The sequence below is a fragment of the Microbacterium sp. USHLN272 genome (assembly GCF_037149655.1).
GTDB lineage: Bacteria > Actinomycetota > Actinomycetes > Actinomycetales > Microbacteriaceae > Microbacterium > Microbacterium galbinum.
Window position 1 is genome coordinate 105,837 of sequence record NZ_JBBCRA010000003.1, and the last position, 15,361, is coordinate 121,197.

Annotated in this window: 14 protein-coding genes; 2 read left to right on the forward strand and 12 right to left on the reverse strand. The window is 70.5% G+C overall.

The annotated features are described in order from the left end of the window. Window positions 1-21 precede the first annotated feature (21 nt). The 5 genes from WFJ97_RS15540 to gabT all read right to left on the reverse strand — a co-directional run bounded on the left by WFJ97_RS15540 (window position 22) and on the right by gabT (window position 6,830). Window positions 22-1,497, reverse strand: a complete 1,476-nt coding sequence (locus WFJ97_RS15540; protein WP_336642158.1) for an NAD-dependent succinate-semialdehyde dehydrogenase — start codon at window positions 1,495-1,497, stop codon at window positions 22-24. 30 nt (window positions 1,498-1,527) lie between these two features. After that, window positions 1,528-3,069 (reverse strand): APC family permease, encoded by a 1,542-nt coding sequence (locus tag WFJ97_RS15545; protein ID WP_247625135.1) that lies wholly within the window; start codon window positions 3,067-3,069, stop codon window positions 1,528-1,530. Beyond that, complete coding sequence (locus WFJ97_RS15550; protein WP_336642159.1) at window positions 3,069-3,953, reverse strand: universal stress protein; 885 nt, start codon at window positions 3,951-3,953, stop codon at window positions 3,069-3,071. Before WFJ97_RS15550 ends, WFJ97_RS15545 begins: the two co-directional genes overlap by 1 nt. Beyond that, on the reverse strand, window positions 3,950-5,329 hold the full coding sequence (locus WFJ97_RS15555; RefSeq protein ID WP_336642160.1) for a flavin monoamine oxidase family protein: 1,380 nt from the start codon (window positions 5,327-5,329) through the stop codon (window positions 3,950-3,952). The genes WFJ97_RS15550 and WFJ97_RS15555 overlap by 4 nt, the downstream gene beginning before the upstream one ends. A gap of 139 nt (window positions 5,330-5,468) precedes the next feature. Then, a complete protein-coding gene (gene gabT, locus WFJ97_RS15560; protein WP_336642161.1) occupies window positions 5,469-6,830 on the reverse strand; it encodes a 4-aminobutyrate--2-oxoglutarate transaminase in 1,362 nt (453 codons plus the stop codon). Between the two features lie 94 nt (window positions 6,831-6,924). Between gabT and WFJ97_RS15565 the strand changes: the two genes are divergently transcribed. Continuing rightward, entirely contained in the window at window positions 6,925-8,445 is a 1,521-nt protein-coding gene (locus tag WFJ97_RS15565; protein ID WP_336642162.1) for a PucR family transcriptional regulator, read from the forward strand. A 14-nt stretch (window positions 8,446-8,459) separates the two neighbouring features. On the opposite strand, the gene WFJ97_RS15570 is transcribed toward WFJ97_RS15565, so the two are convergent. Genes WFJ97_RS15570 through WFJ97_RS15595 form a run of 6 tightly spaced genes read right to left on the reverse strand, consistent with a single transcriptional unit; the run spans window position 8,460 to window position 13,427 of the window. After that, the gene (locus WFJ97_RS15570) at window positions 8,460-9,320 is read right to left on the reverse strand and encodes a MurR/RpiR family transcriptional regulator (RefSeq protein ID WP_336642163.1); all 861 of its coding nucleotides are present in this window, start codon (window positions 9,318-9,320) and stop codon (window positions 8,460-8,462) included. After that, window positions 9,307-10,122 carry a phosphonate ABC transporter, permease protein PhnE gene (phnE, locus tag WFJ97_RS15575; protein WP_336642164.1) on the reverse strand — a complete coding sequence of 272 codons (816 nt, stop codon included), beginning with the start codon at window positions 10,120-10,122 and terminating at the stop codon, window positions 9,307-9,309. The genes WFJ97_RS15570 and phnE (WFJ97_RS15575) overlap by 14 nt, the downstream gene beginning before the upstream one ends. Next, entirely contained in the window at window positions 10,119-10,931 is an 813-nt protein-coding gene (gene phnE, locus WFJ97_RS15580; RefSeq protein WP_336642165.1) for a phosphonate ABC transporter, permease protein PhnE, read from the reverse strand. The genes phnE (WFJ97_RS15575) and phnE (WFJ97_RS15580) overlap by 4 nt, the downstream gene beginning before the upstream one ends. Further along, window positions 10,928-11,752, reverse strand: a complete 825-nt coding sequence (gene phnC / locus WFJ97_RS15585) for a phosphonate ABC transporter ATP-binding protein (RefSeq protein ID WP_336642166.1) — start codon at window positions 11,750-11,752, stop codon at window positions 10,928-10,930. Before phnC ends, phnE (WFJ97_RS15580) begins: the two co-directional genes overlap by 4 nt. Window position 11,753: 1 nt before the next feature. Continuing rightward, on the reverse strand, window positions 11,754-12,743 hold the full coding sequence (gene phnD / locus WFJ97_RS15590) for a phosphate/phosphite/phosphonate ABC transporter substrate-binding protein (protein WP_336642167.1): 990 nt from the start codon (window positions 12,741-12,743) through the stop codon (window positions 11,754-11,756). A 45-nt stretch (window positions 12,744-12,788) separates the two neighbouring features. Next, window positions 12,789-13,427 carry an HAD family hydrolase gene (locus tag WFJ97_RS15595; protein ID WP_336642168.1) on the reverse strand — a complete coding sequence of 213 codons (639 nt, stop codon included), beginning with the start codon at window positions 13,425-13,427 and terminating at the stop codon, window positions 12,789-12,791. A 118-nt stretch (window positions 13,428-13,545) separates the two neighbouring features. Here WFJ97_RS15595 and WFJ97_RS15600 point away from each other — a divergent pair, with 118 nt between their 5' ends. Further along, window positions 13,546-14,199 carry an amino acid deaminase gene (locus tag WFJ97_RS15600; RefSeq protein WP_336642169.1) on the forward strand — a complete coding sequence of 218 codons (654 nt, stop codon included), beginning with the start codon at window positions 13,546-13,548 and terminating at the stop codon, window positions 14,197-14,199. A gap of 12 nt (window positions 14,200-14,211) precedes the next feature. Here the strand turns inward: WFJ97_RS15600 and WFJ97_RS15605 are convergent. Further along, a partial coding sequence (locus tag WFJ97_RS15605; RefSeq protein ID WP_336642170.1) for a DUF6226 family protein occupies window positions 14,212-15,361 on the reverse strand: 1,150 nt, incomplete at its 5' end.

Sequence of the window (15,361 nt, forward strand, 5' to 3'; positions counted from 1 at the left end):
GGACCCACGCCGGTGTCTGGGTCAGGAGACCGGGATGAGCGTGTACTTGGTGGACAGGTATTCGTGGATGCCCTCGAATCCGCCCTCGCGGCCGACACCCGACTGCTTGACGCCGCCGAACGGTGCCGCGGCGTTCGAGACGACGCCCACGTTGAGACCCATCATGCCGGTCTCGAGGCCGTCGATCATCCGCTGCCCGCGCTGCAGGTTCTCGGTGAACACGTACGAGACCAGCCCGTACTCGGTGTCGTTGGCGAGACGCACGGCCTCCTCCTCGGCGGAGAAGGTCGAGATCGCGAGCACCGGTCCGAAGATCTCCTCGCGCAGGATCGCACTGCCGGGAACGACGTCGGTGAGGACGGTCGGCTGGTAGTACGTGCCGACGCCGTCGAGCGCCTTGCCTCCGGCGAGCAGCTTGGCCCCGCGCTCGACGGCGTCGCCGACGAGCTCGGAGGCCTTCGCGACCGCGCCCTCGTCGATGAGCGGGCCGATCGCCACGCCCTCCTCCGTGCCGCGGCCGACCTTCATCGCATTGACGCGCTCGGTCACCTTGCGGGCGAACTCGTCGGCGACGTCCTCGTGCACGATGAAGCGGTTCGCGGCCGTGCACGCCTGGCCGATGTTGCGGAACTTCGCCAGCAGCGCGCCCTCCACGGCCTTGTCGAGGTCGGCGTCATCGAACACGACGAACGGGGCGTTGCCGCCGAGTTCCATCGACACGCGCAGCACACCCTCGGCGGCCTGGGCGATGAGCTTGCGACCCACCTCGGTCGAGCCCGTGAACGACAGCTTGCGCAGCCGGGGGTCGGCGATGATCGGCGCCGAGAGGGCGCTCGACTTCGAGGTCTGCACGACGTTGACGACGCCCTTCGGGAGCCCCGCCTCTTCGAGCAGCTTGGTGAAGAAGATGGTCGTCAGCGGCGTGAGTGCCGGGGGCTTGATCACGACGGTGCAGCCCGCGGCGAGCGCGGGGGCGATCTTGCGCGTCGCCATCGCGAACGGGAAGTTCCACGGCGTCACGAAGAACGACGGTCCCACGGGGCGCTGCGAGACCACCATGTGCCCGGTGCCCTCGGGGTTGATGCCGTATCGGCCGCTGATGCGCACGGCCTCCTCGCTGAACCAGCGCAGGAACTCGCCCCCGTAGACGACCTCTCCGCGCGCCTCGGCGAGCGGCTTGCCCATCTCGAGCGTCATGAGCAGCGCGAGGTCCTCCTTGTGCTGCTGCACGAGGTCGAACGCACGGCGCAGGATCTCACTGCGCACGCGCGGCGCGGTCGCCGCCCACGACTCCTGCGCGGCGACGGCCGCGTCGAGGGCGCGGATGCCGTCGTCCGGCGTCGCGTCGGCGATCGTGCGGATCACTGCCCCGGTGGAGGGGTCGGTGACGTCGAAGGTGCCGCCGGCGGAGGCATCCGTCCATTCGCCACCGATGAAGAGGCCGGTGGGAATGCTGTCGAGGAGGGCCTGCTCGGCCGGTGCGATCTGCGTGGTCATGGTTCTCTTTCTCTGAGGAGGCGAAGGGGATCAGCGGCGGCGGAGGCTCGGCGGGGCGTCGATGCCGAGGGTCTGCCCCCGGAAGAACGCGGGGCGCTTGACGGCGTTCCAGATCATCACCGCGATGCCGACGACGATGATGATCATGCCGAGGATGAACACGATCCCGACGCCGCCGACCTGGGCGCCGGAGCCGTAGGCCGGGTCCATGGAGTCGATCAGCGTCGTGACGAACAGCACGGCGAGGATCGCCCCGCCGACGAGCGGGAACAGGAACGTGAAGAAGACGTTGCGCACCGAGTCGAACCACTGCTTGCGGAAGTACCAGACGCAGGCGAACGCGGTGATGCCGTAGTAGAAGCAGATCATCATGCCGAGCGTGAGGATGGTGTCCCACAGCGTGTTCTCGCTGACGACGCGCATGACCGCGTAGAACGCGGAGGCCACGATCGCCGACACGATGGTGGCGTACCCGGGGGTGAAGAAACGGGGGCTGACCTTCGCGAACGACTTCGGCAGGGCGCCGTAGTGCCCCATCGCGAGCAGCGTGCGGGCGGGGCCGACGAACGTCGACTGCAGCGACGACGCCGAGCTCGTGAGAACGGCGAGCGAGACCAGGAACGCGAGCGGTCCGAGGATCGGCCCGGAGAGGTGGAAGAACACGTTCTCCTGGATCTCCTCGTTGCCGAGCCCGAGTTCGCCCGTTCCGACGCCCGCGAACATGATCATGGCGACCGCGAGCAGCAGGTACAGCGTCACGATCGTGACGACGGTGACGGTGGCCGCGCGACCCGGGGTCTTCTCGGGGTCCTTGGTCTCTTCGTTCATCGTGAGGGTGACATCCCACCCCCAGAAGATGAAGATCGAGAGCGAGAGCCCGGCGGCGACCGCGCTGAACGACGAGATCGCGAACGGGTTGAACCAGTTCAGGTCGAACGGCTGGTAGTCGAAGCCGTTGCCGCTGACCGCCTGCACGATCGCCGCACCGGCGAAGAAGACCAGCACGAGCAGCTGGAAGCCCACGAGCCAGTACTGCAGCTTCTGCGTGGTCTGCATGTCGCGGTACGACACGAGGGTCGCGCCGAGCATGAAGAGCAGACAGACGCCGATGTTGATCCAGGTGACGCTCGCGAGGTCGGCGATGGCCGGGTTGTTCGTGATCTGGGAGATCAACAGGAAGAGGAAGTCGACCGCGATGCCGGCGAGGTTGGAGAGGACGAGGATCGTCGCGACGACGAGACCCCATCCCGCCATCCACCCGATCCACGGTCCGAACGCGCGAGTGGCCCAGGTGAACGACGTGCCCGAGTCGGGCATCCGGTTGTTGAGCTCGCGGTAGCCGAAGGCCACGAGGAGCATCGGGATGAAGCCGACGAGGATGATCGCGGGGATCTGCGCACCGACGGTGGATGCCGTGGGGCCGACCGCGGCGGTGAACGTGTACGCCGGGGCGATGCACGAGATGCCGATGACGACGGCTCCGATGAGCCCGATGGTGCCGGCGCTCAGGCCCTTGCTCGACAGGCCGGTGGTGACTGCTTCGGGCTCCGTCGCCCGATTCGTGCTGCTCATCAGCGGTCTCCTGCTTCCCCGCGCGTGCGCGGGACGACGATCATGGGAACGGGCAGCTCGTGCAGCATCTTCGCCGCCGTGCTGCCCAGGAACAGGCGTCGCGGCTGTGCGAGCCTACTGGAGCCGACGAGAACGACCTCACCGGGGAGCCAGGAGAGATTCGAGACGGCGTCCTCGACGCTGTCTCCGGGGGCCTCTTCCACCACCGCACCGAGGGTGTCGGGAAGACGGTCCTTCGCCCGGGCCAGCACCTCGTGGGCGTGCTCCTCGCCGACGACGCGGATCGCGCCGGTGTCGAGTCCCGGGGGAACGTCGAAGGGTACGAGCGAGACGAGTCGCAGGTCGACGCCTCCGTCGGCCGCGAGCGCCGCCGCCTCGTCGAGCAGTACCTCGGCGCCCGGTCGGGTTCCGACGGCGGCCGTGACGCGCGGCACGACGTGGTCGTCCTGCGTCGCCGTGCCCGCGGGTGCCAGCGCGACCGGGATGGTCGAGGAGTGCAGCAGCTCCGAGGCGACCGAGCCGAGGCGGTGCCGGCCGAAGAGGCTGCCGGCGGCCGCGCCCACGACGATCAGGCGGGCATCGAACTCCTCGCCGGCGGCGATGAGGCCCTCGGCGAACGATTCGGCGATCCGCACGTGACCGCGGCTGAGCACCTCGTGCGGAAGGCGCAGGATCGCGTCCTCCAGCCAGCGCTTCGCCTGGGCGCGGATGTGGTCCTCATAGGCCCGCTCGGGCGGGACGACCGGGCTGCGCGTCCCCTCGGCGGGGAGCACGATCACCAGGTGGAGCGTCGCATCGAGGCTGCGCGCGAGACGCGCGCCCAGGGCCGCGGCATCCGCCCCGGCATCCGTCGCCGTGTACCCGACGACGATCGCGGAGGTCATGCGCCGCTCGCTGCCGTGCCGGCACGACCCGCGTCGATGATGTTCTCGGCGGCGAGGTGACCCATGCGAATCGCGCCGTCGACGTGCTGGTACCCCGCGCCGGCCATGTCGCTGCAGGCGAAGTGGATCGGGCCGACCGCGGCGCGCAGATCGGCGCCGTAGCGGTGCAGACCACCCATGTCGAAGCTCGCGGCGTAGGCGCCGCGCGTCCACTCCTCGGTGCCCCAGTCGCTCTCGTAGTAGACGACGGGGTTCTTGGCCTCGGGGCCGTAGTAGTGCGAGAGCGACTCGAGGATGCGCTCCTTGCGCTCCTCGGCCGACAGCTCGAACAGGTCGTCGGCGTTCTGGTCGGAGACGAAGCCGACGAGGGTGCCGCGCTCGTCGCCGTGGTTGGTGTTGTCGTAGGCCTCGTGCGACAGCTCGTACGGGCTGAACGCGGTACCGCTGAGCCCCTGCTCGCGCCAGAACGGCCGGTCGTAGACGGCGTGCACCTTGATGACGAAGCCCATCGACAGGTGCTGGTGCAGCTGGTGCTGACGGCGCGGAAGCGGCGGCACGAACGAGATGCGGCTGTAAAGCACGGGCGCGTGCGCGAGGATCGCGAAACGCGCGCGGACGGTGAGGTCGTCGGTCGTGGCGGTCACCCCGGTCGCGCCCCATTCGAGCGAACGCACGGGCTGGTTCAGCAGGACGTCGTCGCCGAGCCGCTCGGCGAGCAGGATCGGCACCCGCTGCAGACCGCCCAGGACGCGCTTGTCGAGGATGAAGTCGGCGTCGACGAGGTGGGAGTAGGAACCCGCGGATGCCGCCATCAGCAGCGACTGCAGCAGCGAGAACGCGTGGGTGGGCTTGGTGAGCATCGCGGAGCCGGTGGCGAAGGCCAGGTTGCGCACGGCCTCGTCGTCGTCGGTCTGCTGGCGGAGCCACGCATCCCAGGTGACGGCGTCCCACTCGGCGGCCTTCGGGTGCGCCCAGGGACGGTCGGGGTCGATCTCGGCGACCATCGCATCGAGGCGCTCGGTGATCTCGGCGATCGCCTTCTCGGTGGCAGCGGAGACGGGGAACATCTCGCCCGTGAAGCGCGAGGTCTTGCCATCGGGGCCGACGTAGACGCTGTCGCCCTCGCGGTAGCGGCTGTAGGTCTCGAGGCCGAGCTCGTCGATCGTGTCGATGAGAGCCTGCTGGTCGGGTGAGACCCACTGGCCGCCGATCTCGAGCATGGCGCCGTCGATGACATCGGTCCACAGGCGCCCGCCGACGCGATCGCGCGCCTCGAGGACGGCGACCGACAGTCCCGCCTTGCGCAGGTCGTTCGCCGCCGTGAGGCCGGCGGCGCCGGCGCCGATGATGAGGACGTCTCGCGTGATCTCAGCCATTGCAACTCCTTCGTCGGATGAAACTGTCGGGTGAATCTGTCGGGGTGGATCTGTGGTGAAGAGTGCCGGCCGCGACCCCCAATCCCCCGATCAGGGTCGCGGCCGGACGTTCCGGGTGGCGCGAACGCGCGCCCGACGGCTACGCCGCGGCGAGCGCCGCCGCCACGATGTCGAGGCCCTCGTTCAGCAGCTCGTCGCCGATCGAGAGCGGCGGGAGGAAGCGGATGACGTTGCCGTAGGTGCCGCACGTGAGCACGATCACGCCCTGCGCGATGGCGGCCTTCGCGACCGCGGCCGTGAGCGCGGCATCCGGCGCCTTCGTCTCGGGGTCGACGAACTCGGCGGCGATCATCGCGCCGTGTCCGCGCACGTCGCCGATGCGGGCGTCGCTCTTCTGGATGTCGAGCAGACGAGCGGTGAGGATCTCGCCGATCTCGCGTGCGCGCTCGATCACTCCGTCGTTCTCGAACACGTCGATCGAGGCGAGGGCCGCGGCGCAGGCGATCGGGTTGCCGCCGTAGGTGCCGCCGAGTCCACCGGCGTGCGAGGCGTCCATGATCTCGGCGCGGCCGGTGACGGCGGCGAGCGGCAGACCGCCGGCGATGCCCTTGGCGGTCGTGATCAGGTCGGGCTCGATGCCGAAGATCTCGCTCGCGAACATGTGCCCCGTGCGGGCGAAACCGGTCTGCACCTCGTCGGCGATGAAGACGACGCCGTTCGCACGGCACCACTCGGCGATCGCGGGGAGGAAGCCCTCGGCGGGGACGATGAAACCGCCCTCGCCCTGGATGGGCTCGATGATGACGGCGGCGAGGTTGTCGGCGCCGATCTGCTTCTCGAGCTGCAGGATGACGCGGGCCGCGGCCTCTCCGCCCCCGAGACCGTCGCGGAACGGGTACGACATGGGTGCCCGGTAGACCTCCGGCGCGAAGGGACCGAAGCCGCTCTTGTAGGGCATCGACTTGGCAGTGAGCGCCATCGTGAGGTTGGTGCGGCCGTGGTAGCCGTGGTCGAAGGCGACGACGGCCTGACGACCCGTGTACTTGCGGGCGATCTTGATCGCGTTCTCGACCGCCTCGGCTCCCGAGTTGAACAGGGCGCTCTTCTTGGCGAAGTCGCCGGGCGTGATGCGGTTGAGCGCCTCGGCGACGCCGACGTACGACTCGTAGGGCGAGATCATGAAGCAGGTGTGCGTGAACTGCGCGGCCTGCGCGGCGACGGCGGCGGCGACCTTCGGGTGCGCGTTGCCGACCGAGGTCACGGCGATGCCGGAGCCGAGGTCGATGAGCGAGTTGCCGTCGGCGTCGACGACCACGCCGCCACCCGCGGCGACCGCCGCGACGGGAACCGTGTGACCGACACCCGCGGCCACGGCATCCGCCTTGCGGGCCAACAGCTCGGCCGAGCGCGGGCCGGGCAGGTCGGTGACCAGGCGACGCTCCTGGGGGAGCTCGGGTCCTCCGAGAGGGACGACGGGGGATGCGGTGTCGAGGAGTGCCATGTCGCGAGCGTACGACCGGGCACCGACATCGCGCATTCGCCCGACTGTACAATCGAGGACGAGACTTCGCCGAGACGTACAAGAGAGGCGGCGCATGGCCGATCAGCCCACTCTGCAGGCCCTCCTCCGGCGCCGCGATCTCGACCTCCGTCTGGTGTCGCACCCGGCCGCGCTCCCCGTCGGCGCCCTCGAGAGGCCGTTGCGCTGGGTGCACAGTTCGGACCTCGCCGACCCCACCCCGTTCCTCTCCGACGACCTCGCCCTCCTCACCACCGGCACGCAGTTCGACGCGGCATCCGAAAGAGACTCGGCATCCGACATCGGCGCGTACGTCGCCCGACTCGCCGACCGCGGCGTGCTCGGACTCGGGTTCGGCACGGAGGTGCACCGCTCCGGCATCCCCGATGCCCTGGTCGACGCCTGCGCCCTGCACGGCATCCCGCTCTTCGAGGTGCCCTACCGCACCCCCTTCATCGCCATCGCCCGCGCCCACTCCGAAGCCATCGCCGCGCAGGCCTACGCGCGTCGCTCCTGGGCGCTCGACGCGCAGCGCGGGCTCGCACTGGCCGCCCTCCGCCCCCGAGGACTCGATGCGATCATCACCGAGCTCAGCCGTCGGCTCGGCGTGTGGGCCGGGATGTTCGACGCCGCGGGCGCCCTGCTGCACTCTCCCGCGCGCGATGCGGTCGACCGCGAGCTGCTCGACGCCCTGGGCGAGCGCGTCGCCGAGGTGCTCGCCCGCGGGCTCGAGGCCGGGCAGTCGCTCACGCTCGACGGGCGCACCTTCCTGCTCTCGACCGTCGGCCGCGGCGGGCACCTGCGTGGAGTGATCGCCCTCGAGATCGACACCCTCGACGCCGAGGCCCGCGCCGTCGTCACCTCGGTGATCGCGATGTCGGGGCTGGCGCTCGAGCAGAGCGAGCAATTGGCGCGCAGCCGGCGGCGCCTGCACTCCCAGCTGCTGCGTTCCCTGCTCACGGATGACCCGTCGATCGCGCGGCGCGTGCTCGGGGCGCTGCCCGTCGCGCCGATCGTCGTCGCCGTCTCCGGCGATGCCCCCGCCACCGCCCTCGTGGACTGGTGGGAGCGTCAGCGCACCGAGCATGGGGTGGCGTCGTTCCTGGCCGAGTCGGACGACGGCGTGACGATGTGCGTCGCGGCCGACGACGACGCACTCCTCGACGAGCTGGCGGCGCGTTTCGGCATCCGCCTCGGCGTCTCCGAACCCGACTCCTACGCCGCGTTCTCCCGCTCGCATGCCCAGGCCCTCACCGCTCTGCGCCAGCGGAGCACGCCGGGCGCCGCCCGATTCGCGGATGCCGCCGGCTCGAGCATCCTGTCGGCGCTGGCCACCGACGAGGCACGCCTGGTCGCCGAGTCGCGCCTCGCACCGCTGCGCGCCCACGATGCCGGTACCGGGTCGGGGCTGGAGCAGTCTCTGCGGGTGTGGCTCGAGAACGACGCACGCGCCGAACAGGCCGCGACCGCCCTGGGGGTGCACCGCCACACCCTCCGCTCGCGCATCGCTCAGGCGGGCACGCTGCTCGACATCGACCTGTCGTCGTTCCCGGCGCGCGCCGAGCTGTGGGCCCTGCTGGAGACGGCGCGCGACTGAGTCACCGCGAGACGTCAGGCTCCCTCACCGAGGTTGTCGGAGACGACTTCGAGCGCGTGCGCGCGGGCCTGTACCGCATCGTCGCCGCGCGCGGTCGTGACCGCCGCCGCGAAGACCTCGGCGAACACGAGGTACGCCACGCGCGAGGTGTGCTCGAGCTCATCGCGGAAGCTCACCCCAGTCGGCGCGATCACGAGCGACAGCGTCGCGACCTCGGTGAGGGCCGACGACGCGAACGAGGTCAACGCGATCACGGTCGCGCCGCCCCGCGCCGCCGCGGTCGCGACGCGCAGGCTCGCCTCATTGGCTCCCGAGCCACTCACGACCAGGCAGACATCATCGGGCGTGAGGTGTCGGGCCGCGATCTGCTGGGCGATCGCGTCGGCGATGAACTCCGCCGATCGCCCCGAGGCGGTCAGCCGCATCGCGAGGTCGTTTGCGATCGGTGACGACAAGCCGTTCGCCAGAACGAGCAGGCGTCGGGCGGATGCCGCGACCCGCACCGCCTCGGCGACGGAATCCGCGTCGAGCAGGCTGGCGAGAGCGGGCAACGACGACGCCAACCGATCGATCTCGCCCCGCATGCGCCCGAGCACGCCGGGGCCGTGATCGACCCCGGTCTCCCCCGGGCTGGCACCGAGCTCGGCGGCGAGCGCCACCCGCAGTTGCGGATAGCCGCGGTAGCCGACGGTCTGACAAGTGCGCACGACCGTGGCACGGCCGACCCCGGCGCGGTCGGCGAGCTCCTGCGCGGTCCATTCGACGACGGCATCCGATGCCTCGACGATCAGTTCGGCGACCCGGCGTTCGGCCGGCTGCAGGGTGTTGAGCACCGCGGCGATGCGCGCGGTGGGCGGGGCGCTAGGCGAGAACACGGGCGCGGGCTCCCTCCATGATGCGGCGGCGGATGGCACCGGACACCGCATCGATCAGCATCGTCACCACGACGACCACGATGAGCAGGACACCCACCGTCGACCACTCACGGTACTGGGTGTACGAGGTGAGCATGTCGCCGATTCCACCGACGCCGATCAGACCGAGCACCGCCGAGGAGCGCACGTTGATCTCGAAGCGGTACAGCCAGAACGACCAGAACGCGGGTTCGGACTGCGGCCACACACCCCAGCGCAACACCTGCAGGGTGCCGCCACCGGCGGCGCGGGCGGCCTCGATGGGTCCGCGGGGCACCGCCTCGACCGCCTCGTAGCCCCATTTGCCGAGCGTGCCGACGCCGTTGATCGCCAGGGCGAGCGCACCTGTGAACGGCGTGAGCCCGGTGACCGAGAGGATGATGATCGCGATGATGATCTCGGGTACGGCCCGGATGAGCGAGAACAGACCCCGCAGCAGCGCGCGCAGCCAGGCCGGGCCGAATCCGCGGGCGGCGAGCAGGCTGAGCGGCGTCGCGAGCAGGATGCCGAGGATCGTGCCGACCCACGCCATCTCGATGCTGCGCCAGGTCTGCCAGAGCGCCTCGGGCAGCTTCTCCCAGTTCGGGTTCGCGAACATCAGGCCGAAGTATCGGACGATCTCGGCGGGCAGGTCGACGAGCCGCGCCCAGTTGATGTCGATCGACCAGAACGCCAGCACCACGATGCCCGTGACGAGCAGCCATCCGGCGATCAGCCAGGGGCGGCGCGGCCGGTCGGGGATGAGGGTCAGCGACGCACTCATACGAGCCTCCGTCGGATGGCGTCCGAGACGAGGTCGATCACGATGACGACGATGAGGATCTCCAGGATGATGAGCGACAGCTGGTCGTAGCGGTAGAAGGTGCGCACCGCGTCGATCAGCAGGCCCATCCCGCCGGCGCCGACGAGACCGAGGACGGTCGAGGCGCGCACGTTCAGCTCGAACACGTACAGGGCCTGGTTCGCGAACGCGGGCCAGGCGTCGGGCAGGGCCAGGGTGCGGTTGATCTTCGTCTGCGTCGCACCGACCGCGCGGCCGGCTTCGAGGGGGCCGCGGTCGTTGGTGTCGATCGCCTCGGAGACGAGTTTGACGATGATGCCGACGTTGAACAGCAGCAGGGCGAGGATGCCGGGGAGTGCACCGACGCCCACCATCGCGACGAGGATCGCGGCGTACAGCAGGTCGGGCACGCTACGGATGACGTTGAGGATGCCGCGCACGGCGATCCGGGCCGGGGCGTTCGGGTTGGTGGCGCGCGCGGCCCAGAAGCTCAGCGGCAACGAGACGGCCGCCCCGATCGCGGTGGCGATCACCGCCATCTGCAACGTCTCGATGAGCGGCGGCAGGGTGCGCGGGAAGAAGCTCCAGTCCGGCAACAGCAGCCGGACGATCTTGTCGGTGCCGTTCTGCCAGTTGCGGCCGATCGCCGCGAGGTCGACGCCGATACCGATGCCGGGCAGGCACATCACGACGGTCACCACGACGACCGCGGCGACGATCACGGGCCCCTTCCACGCGCCCGGCGGGCGGGCGGGGATGTCGAGGGCGGATGCCGGTGCGACGCCCGTCACGTGTCCAACCGATCGTCGGGGGTGAGCGAGCGTCCGTAGATGCTCTCGAAATCGGCATCCGTCGCGTTCGTCGCCGGCCCGTCGTAGACGACCTCGCCGGCCCGCATGCCGATCATCCGCGCCCCGTACTCGCGGGCGAGATCGAGCAGGTGCAGATTCACGAGCACGGTGATGCCGAGGTCGCGGTTGATGCGGCGCAGATCGTTCATGACGCCGTGCGCGGTGGGCGGATCGAGGCTCGCGACGGGTTCATCGGCGAGCACGATGCGCGGCTCCTGCGCGAGGGCGCGGGCGATCGCGACGCGCTGCTGCTGCCCGCCCGAGAGATCGGAGGCGCGGGAGTGCAGCTTCGGGAGGATGCCGACGCGATCGAGCGCGTGATAGGCCAGCTGCTTGTCGGCCTCGGGGTACGCGCCCAGCAGGGTGCGCCAGAGCGGGGTATGGGCGAGGCGCCCGACGAGCACGTTCTGGAGCACGCTCGCGCGGCCGGCGAGGTTGAACCCCTGGAACACCATGCCGATGTCGCCGCGCAGACGGCGGAGCGTGCGGGGTGAGGCGCCGGAGACGCGGTGCTCTCCCACGTCGAGCGTGCCGGAGGTGACGGGGACGAGGCCGTTGATCGTGCGGATGAGCGTCGACTTGCCCGACCCCGAGAGCCCGACGACGGCGACCATCTCGCCTGCGGCGATGTCGAGCGACACCCGATTCAACCCGATCGTGCCGTTCGGGTAGCGGACGGTGACCTCGTCGAGGCGGATGGACCACGGCGTGGACGCCGCAGCCGGAGCTGCGGCGTCCACGTGCTGGATGTGGTCGGACAACTTACTGGAGCCCCAGGGCCTGTGCGGCGCGCGCGACGACGTCGAGCGAGTCTGGGTCGGCCGGCGCGAGCTTGGTGATCGAGTAGATGCTCGTGAGGATCTCGGACCCCTCCTCGGTGTTCGAGAAGTCCTCGAGCGCCTTCGTGATGCGGCCCTGCAGCTCGGGCGAGAGCTCCGACGACAGCGCGACGCCGTCGTTCGGGATCTCCTCGGTCAGCGCGAAGACGACGACCTTCTCGCCCACGTCCGGGGTGTCCTTCTGCACGATGGTGCGGGCGTCCCAGAAGCTGAAGCCGACCTCGGCGTCGCCGTTGTAGACCGCGAGCACCGAGGCGTCGTTGGCCGTGACGGGGATCTGCTGGATGTCGGCATCCGTGTCGAGTCCCGCCTCCTGCAGCGCGAGGATCGGGTAGATGTAACCGGCGGGCGAGCCCGGGCCGAGCACGGCGACCTTCGCGCCCGCGACCTTGTCGATGCTGTCGAGGCCGGCCGGCCCCGTCATCGCGTCGGCGCCGTTGCAGAACAGCATCCCGTCGCGCTCGACCGGCTCGTCTTCGCAGTACTTGTCGGGATTGTTCGTCATGAACTGCGCCGGGTAGGTGATGTTGCCGTTGCGCTCGGTCTGCAGCACGACGGAGGCGTCGTACATGTCGTTCGCCTGCCACAGCTGCAGCGACGGCAGGAAGCCGATCTGGGCCTGGCCGGCGCCCATGGCCTCGACGGCGGCCTGGTAGTCCTTCGACACGACACCGGTGACCTCGATGCCGAGCTCCTCGGTGAGGTAGTCGGTGAGCGGAGCCGCGGTGTCGACGAGGCCGTCCTGGTCCTGCGAGGGCACGAGGGCGAGCACGAGCGAATCGGGATCGGCGGCCGAAGCGACCGAATCGTCGGGCGCCGCGGTGCTGCTCGAGCAGCCCGCGAGCACGACGGTGAGGAGCGCGCCGGCGGCGACGATTCCCGCAGCGGAGCGGCGGAGAGGAGAGGTACGCATGATCATCCTTCGATGGGGTGGGTGTGTGGGCGGGAGGGTGTGGTCTCAGCCGCGCAGCCAGGTCTCGAGCTGGGGAATCAGCGTCGAGAACTCGGCGGCGCGGAAGGTGGGGGTGGCGCGCGGGTCGGGGAAGCCGCCGATCAGTGCGGTCGCGTGGCCGCGGGCGTGCACGGGCGCGAGATCGTTGTGCCAGATGTCGCCGACGCTCAGCACGCGGGCATCGGCGGGGAGGTCGGCGAGCACACTGTCGAGCCCCGCAGGCTTGCGGGCATCGGTGACCACGCGGTCGAAGAGACCCGCGAGCCCGAGCGCCTCGAGCGCCTCGGTGATCCGGATGGCCGGAGCGTTCGTGACGAGCACGCGTTCGGCGTCGGCATCAGCGAGGAAGGCGGCGAGGCCCTGGGGCGCCGAGATCGGGGCGTCCGCCGTGGCGAGCTGCGCACGGCTGGCGAGGTAGGCGGCGCTGAGGAGGGCGGCATCCGCACCGCGGTGCTCGGCGGCGCGGCGCACGAGATCGTAGCCGTCGAGCGATTCGTCGTCGGCGGCGGCGAGCTGGGAGCGGATGCCGTCGACGAAACCGCCCTGATCGCCGAGGGCGTCGGCCACCTGCTGCGCATAGGCGAGGACGGGACCGTCGCCGAGAGCGATCGTGCCGTCGAAGTCGAAGAGGAGAATGGAGTTCACGGAGTTCTTTCTGTGGGGACGCTCCGTCCATGATGGGGATCGATTGTGGACAGAAAGTCCCCGGCATGTGAACGCCGTGTGAACAATCCGTCCACCCGGCTCACGTATGGTGAGCGCTGTGTCCGAACTCGACTCCCTGACCGCTGCCGCGGCCCTCGCCGCCGACGGCACCCTCGCCGGCGCCCGCGCCGCGATCGACGCGCTCCCTTGGCTGAGTCGGGCGGTCGACGACGACCGCGCCTCCGGAAGGTTCACCGCGTGGGGTCTATCGACCGTCATCGATGAGAACACGGGCACGGCCGTGACCGCGCGCCCGCTGTTCGAGGAGCTGCATCGACGAGCCGGCCTCGCCACGACCTGGCCGATCGGCAACGCTGGACTGCTGCACTGCTACGGCTACCTGCTCTCCCTCGAGGTCACGCCCTACGGCCTCAAACGCGATCGCTGGGTCGAGGGTGCGCTCGCGCAGGCCTGCGGGCTGACGGCGGATGCCTTCCACCCCTGGCACGAGGGACCGACCCTGCTCGCGCGTGCGATGACCGCGGCATCCGCTCTGCTCGCGCGCCCCGCGGCGAGCGCGACGGAGGAGATCGACGGGCGGAAGACACGGCTGGCGCTGAGCGCCGAAGCCGGCCCCGCTGCGCTGGCCTACGCGGTCGCGCCCGGCCCGGGAACCGCTCCGCTGCTCGTGACGATGTTCCCCGTCGGCGAGGCATCCGCCCCGCTCGACGAGTTCACCGCCGACCCGCGCCTGCGCTGGAACGCGATGTGACCCGCGAACGCGCTACGCGGACGGCGCCGCCCGGAGCGGCCAGGCGGGCCACCAGCCGTCGTCGAGATCGCGCAGCACGGCGGCTTTCTGCTCGCGCACCTCTTCGGGCAGTTCCGGAGCCGCCCCCGAGCTGCTCGATCGCCCCTCTCCGCCGAGGGAGACCAGCTGCGTGAGCTGCCAGGCGCGGCGTCCGACGGGGAACCGCTCGCGGAGTCCGCCCGCAGCGATCGCACGAAGCGTCCTCTCGAGCTCATCCGCCGCGGATTCGGCGGTCTCGTCGCACGCATCGCACGTGCAGGAGGGGATGATCGCCCGGAAGAGTGCACCGGCCTCCACCTCGACGCACGGCCCGGTCTCCGTGAGCGCGATCGGAGCACCCGTGGGCGGTTCCAGCACGATGCGCCGGGCGCCCTCGGGCCCTCCCTCCTCGCGCACCTCGGTCTGGTACCCGCTGCGGAGGTGATCGACGAGGGCATCGACGACGAGGCGTAGCGGTTCGAAGCGCTCCGGATGCGACTCCCGTGAGTACGCGTCCTCGGGCGGAGCGCCGCCCGCCCACCGGGTCCCGTACCGGATGATGCGCCCCTCGTCGTCGGCGTACTCGCGCGTCGGGAGGGTCGGACGACGGTAGTCGACCGGCGGGACGATCAGCGCCGGCTCCGGCAAGTCCCGGGTGAGGGCCTGCATCTCCTGGTCGTCGAGATCGTCCTGCTCCCAGGAGGCGAGCATCTCCCGGAAGTCGTCGAGCCGCTCGGGGTGCGTGAGGATCCCCTGCAGGAGACCCGCCACCGGGATCGAGCGCGTGTTCGTGCCGACCTCGAGGTCGGGCGTCGCACGCCACGTGGCCGCGGGATGGGCGACGGCGATCGCATTACCGAGGAACCGCGCCGCGGACTCCGCCAGGGCAGCCGAATCCGCGATGCTCGGATGCTCCGCGATGAACCTCCACAGCGCCGGGAAGTCCTCCGCCAGCTCCGTCGGAACGGCTCCTTCGCGTTCGACGAGGTCCGCGAAGGATTCGAAGCCCTCGATGAACCGCACCGGCCCCGGAGCGGCGGTCAGCGGACCGAAGCTCAGGATGGCGGAGGCGGCCCCCGGCGGCGCGCCGACGGGCCCGGGAAAGACGTCGCTGTTCATCGTGTCGCTCCTCTCCTCACCCCCC

Excerpts from the sequence above, each read along its gene's own strand:
- WFJ97_RS15550 (WP_336642159.1), bottom strand. The coding sequence starts at position 3,953 with ATGACCTCCGCGATCGTCGTCGGGTACACGGCGACGGATGCCGGGGCG.
- phnE (WP_336642164.1), bottom strand. The coding sequence starts at position 10,122 with ATGAGTGCGTCGCTGACCCTCATCCCCGACCGGCCGCGCCGCCCCTGG.
- WFJ97_RS15545 (WP_247625135.1), bottom strand. The coding sequence starts at position 3,069 with ATGAGCAGCACGAATCGGGCGACGGAGCCCGAAGCAGTCACCACCGGC.
- WFJ97_RS15565 (WP_336642162.1), top strand. The coding sequence starts at position 6,925 with ATGGCCGATCAGCCCACTCTGCAGGCCCTCCTCCGGCGCCGCGATCTC.
- WFJ97_RS15540 (WP_336642158.1), bottom strand. The coding sequence starts at position 1,497 with ATGACCACGCAGATCGCACCGGCCGAGCAGGCCCTCCTCGACAGCATT.
- WFJ97_RS15555 (WP_336642160.1), bottom strand. The coding sequence starts at position 5,329 with ATGGCTGAGATCACGCGAGACGTCCTCATCATCGGCGCCGGCGCCGCC.
- gabT (WP_336642161.1), bottom strand. The coding sequence starts at position 6,830 with ATGGCACTCCTCGACACCGCATCCCCCGTCGTCCCTCTCGGAGGACCC.
- phnD (WP_336642167.1), bottom strand. The coding sequence starts at position 12,743 with ATGCGTACCTCTCCTCTCCGCCGCTCCGCTGCGGGAATCGTCGCCGCC.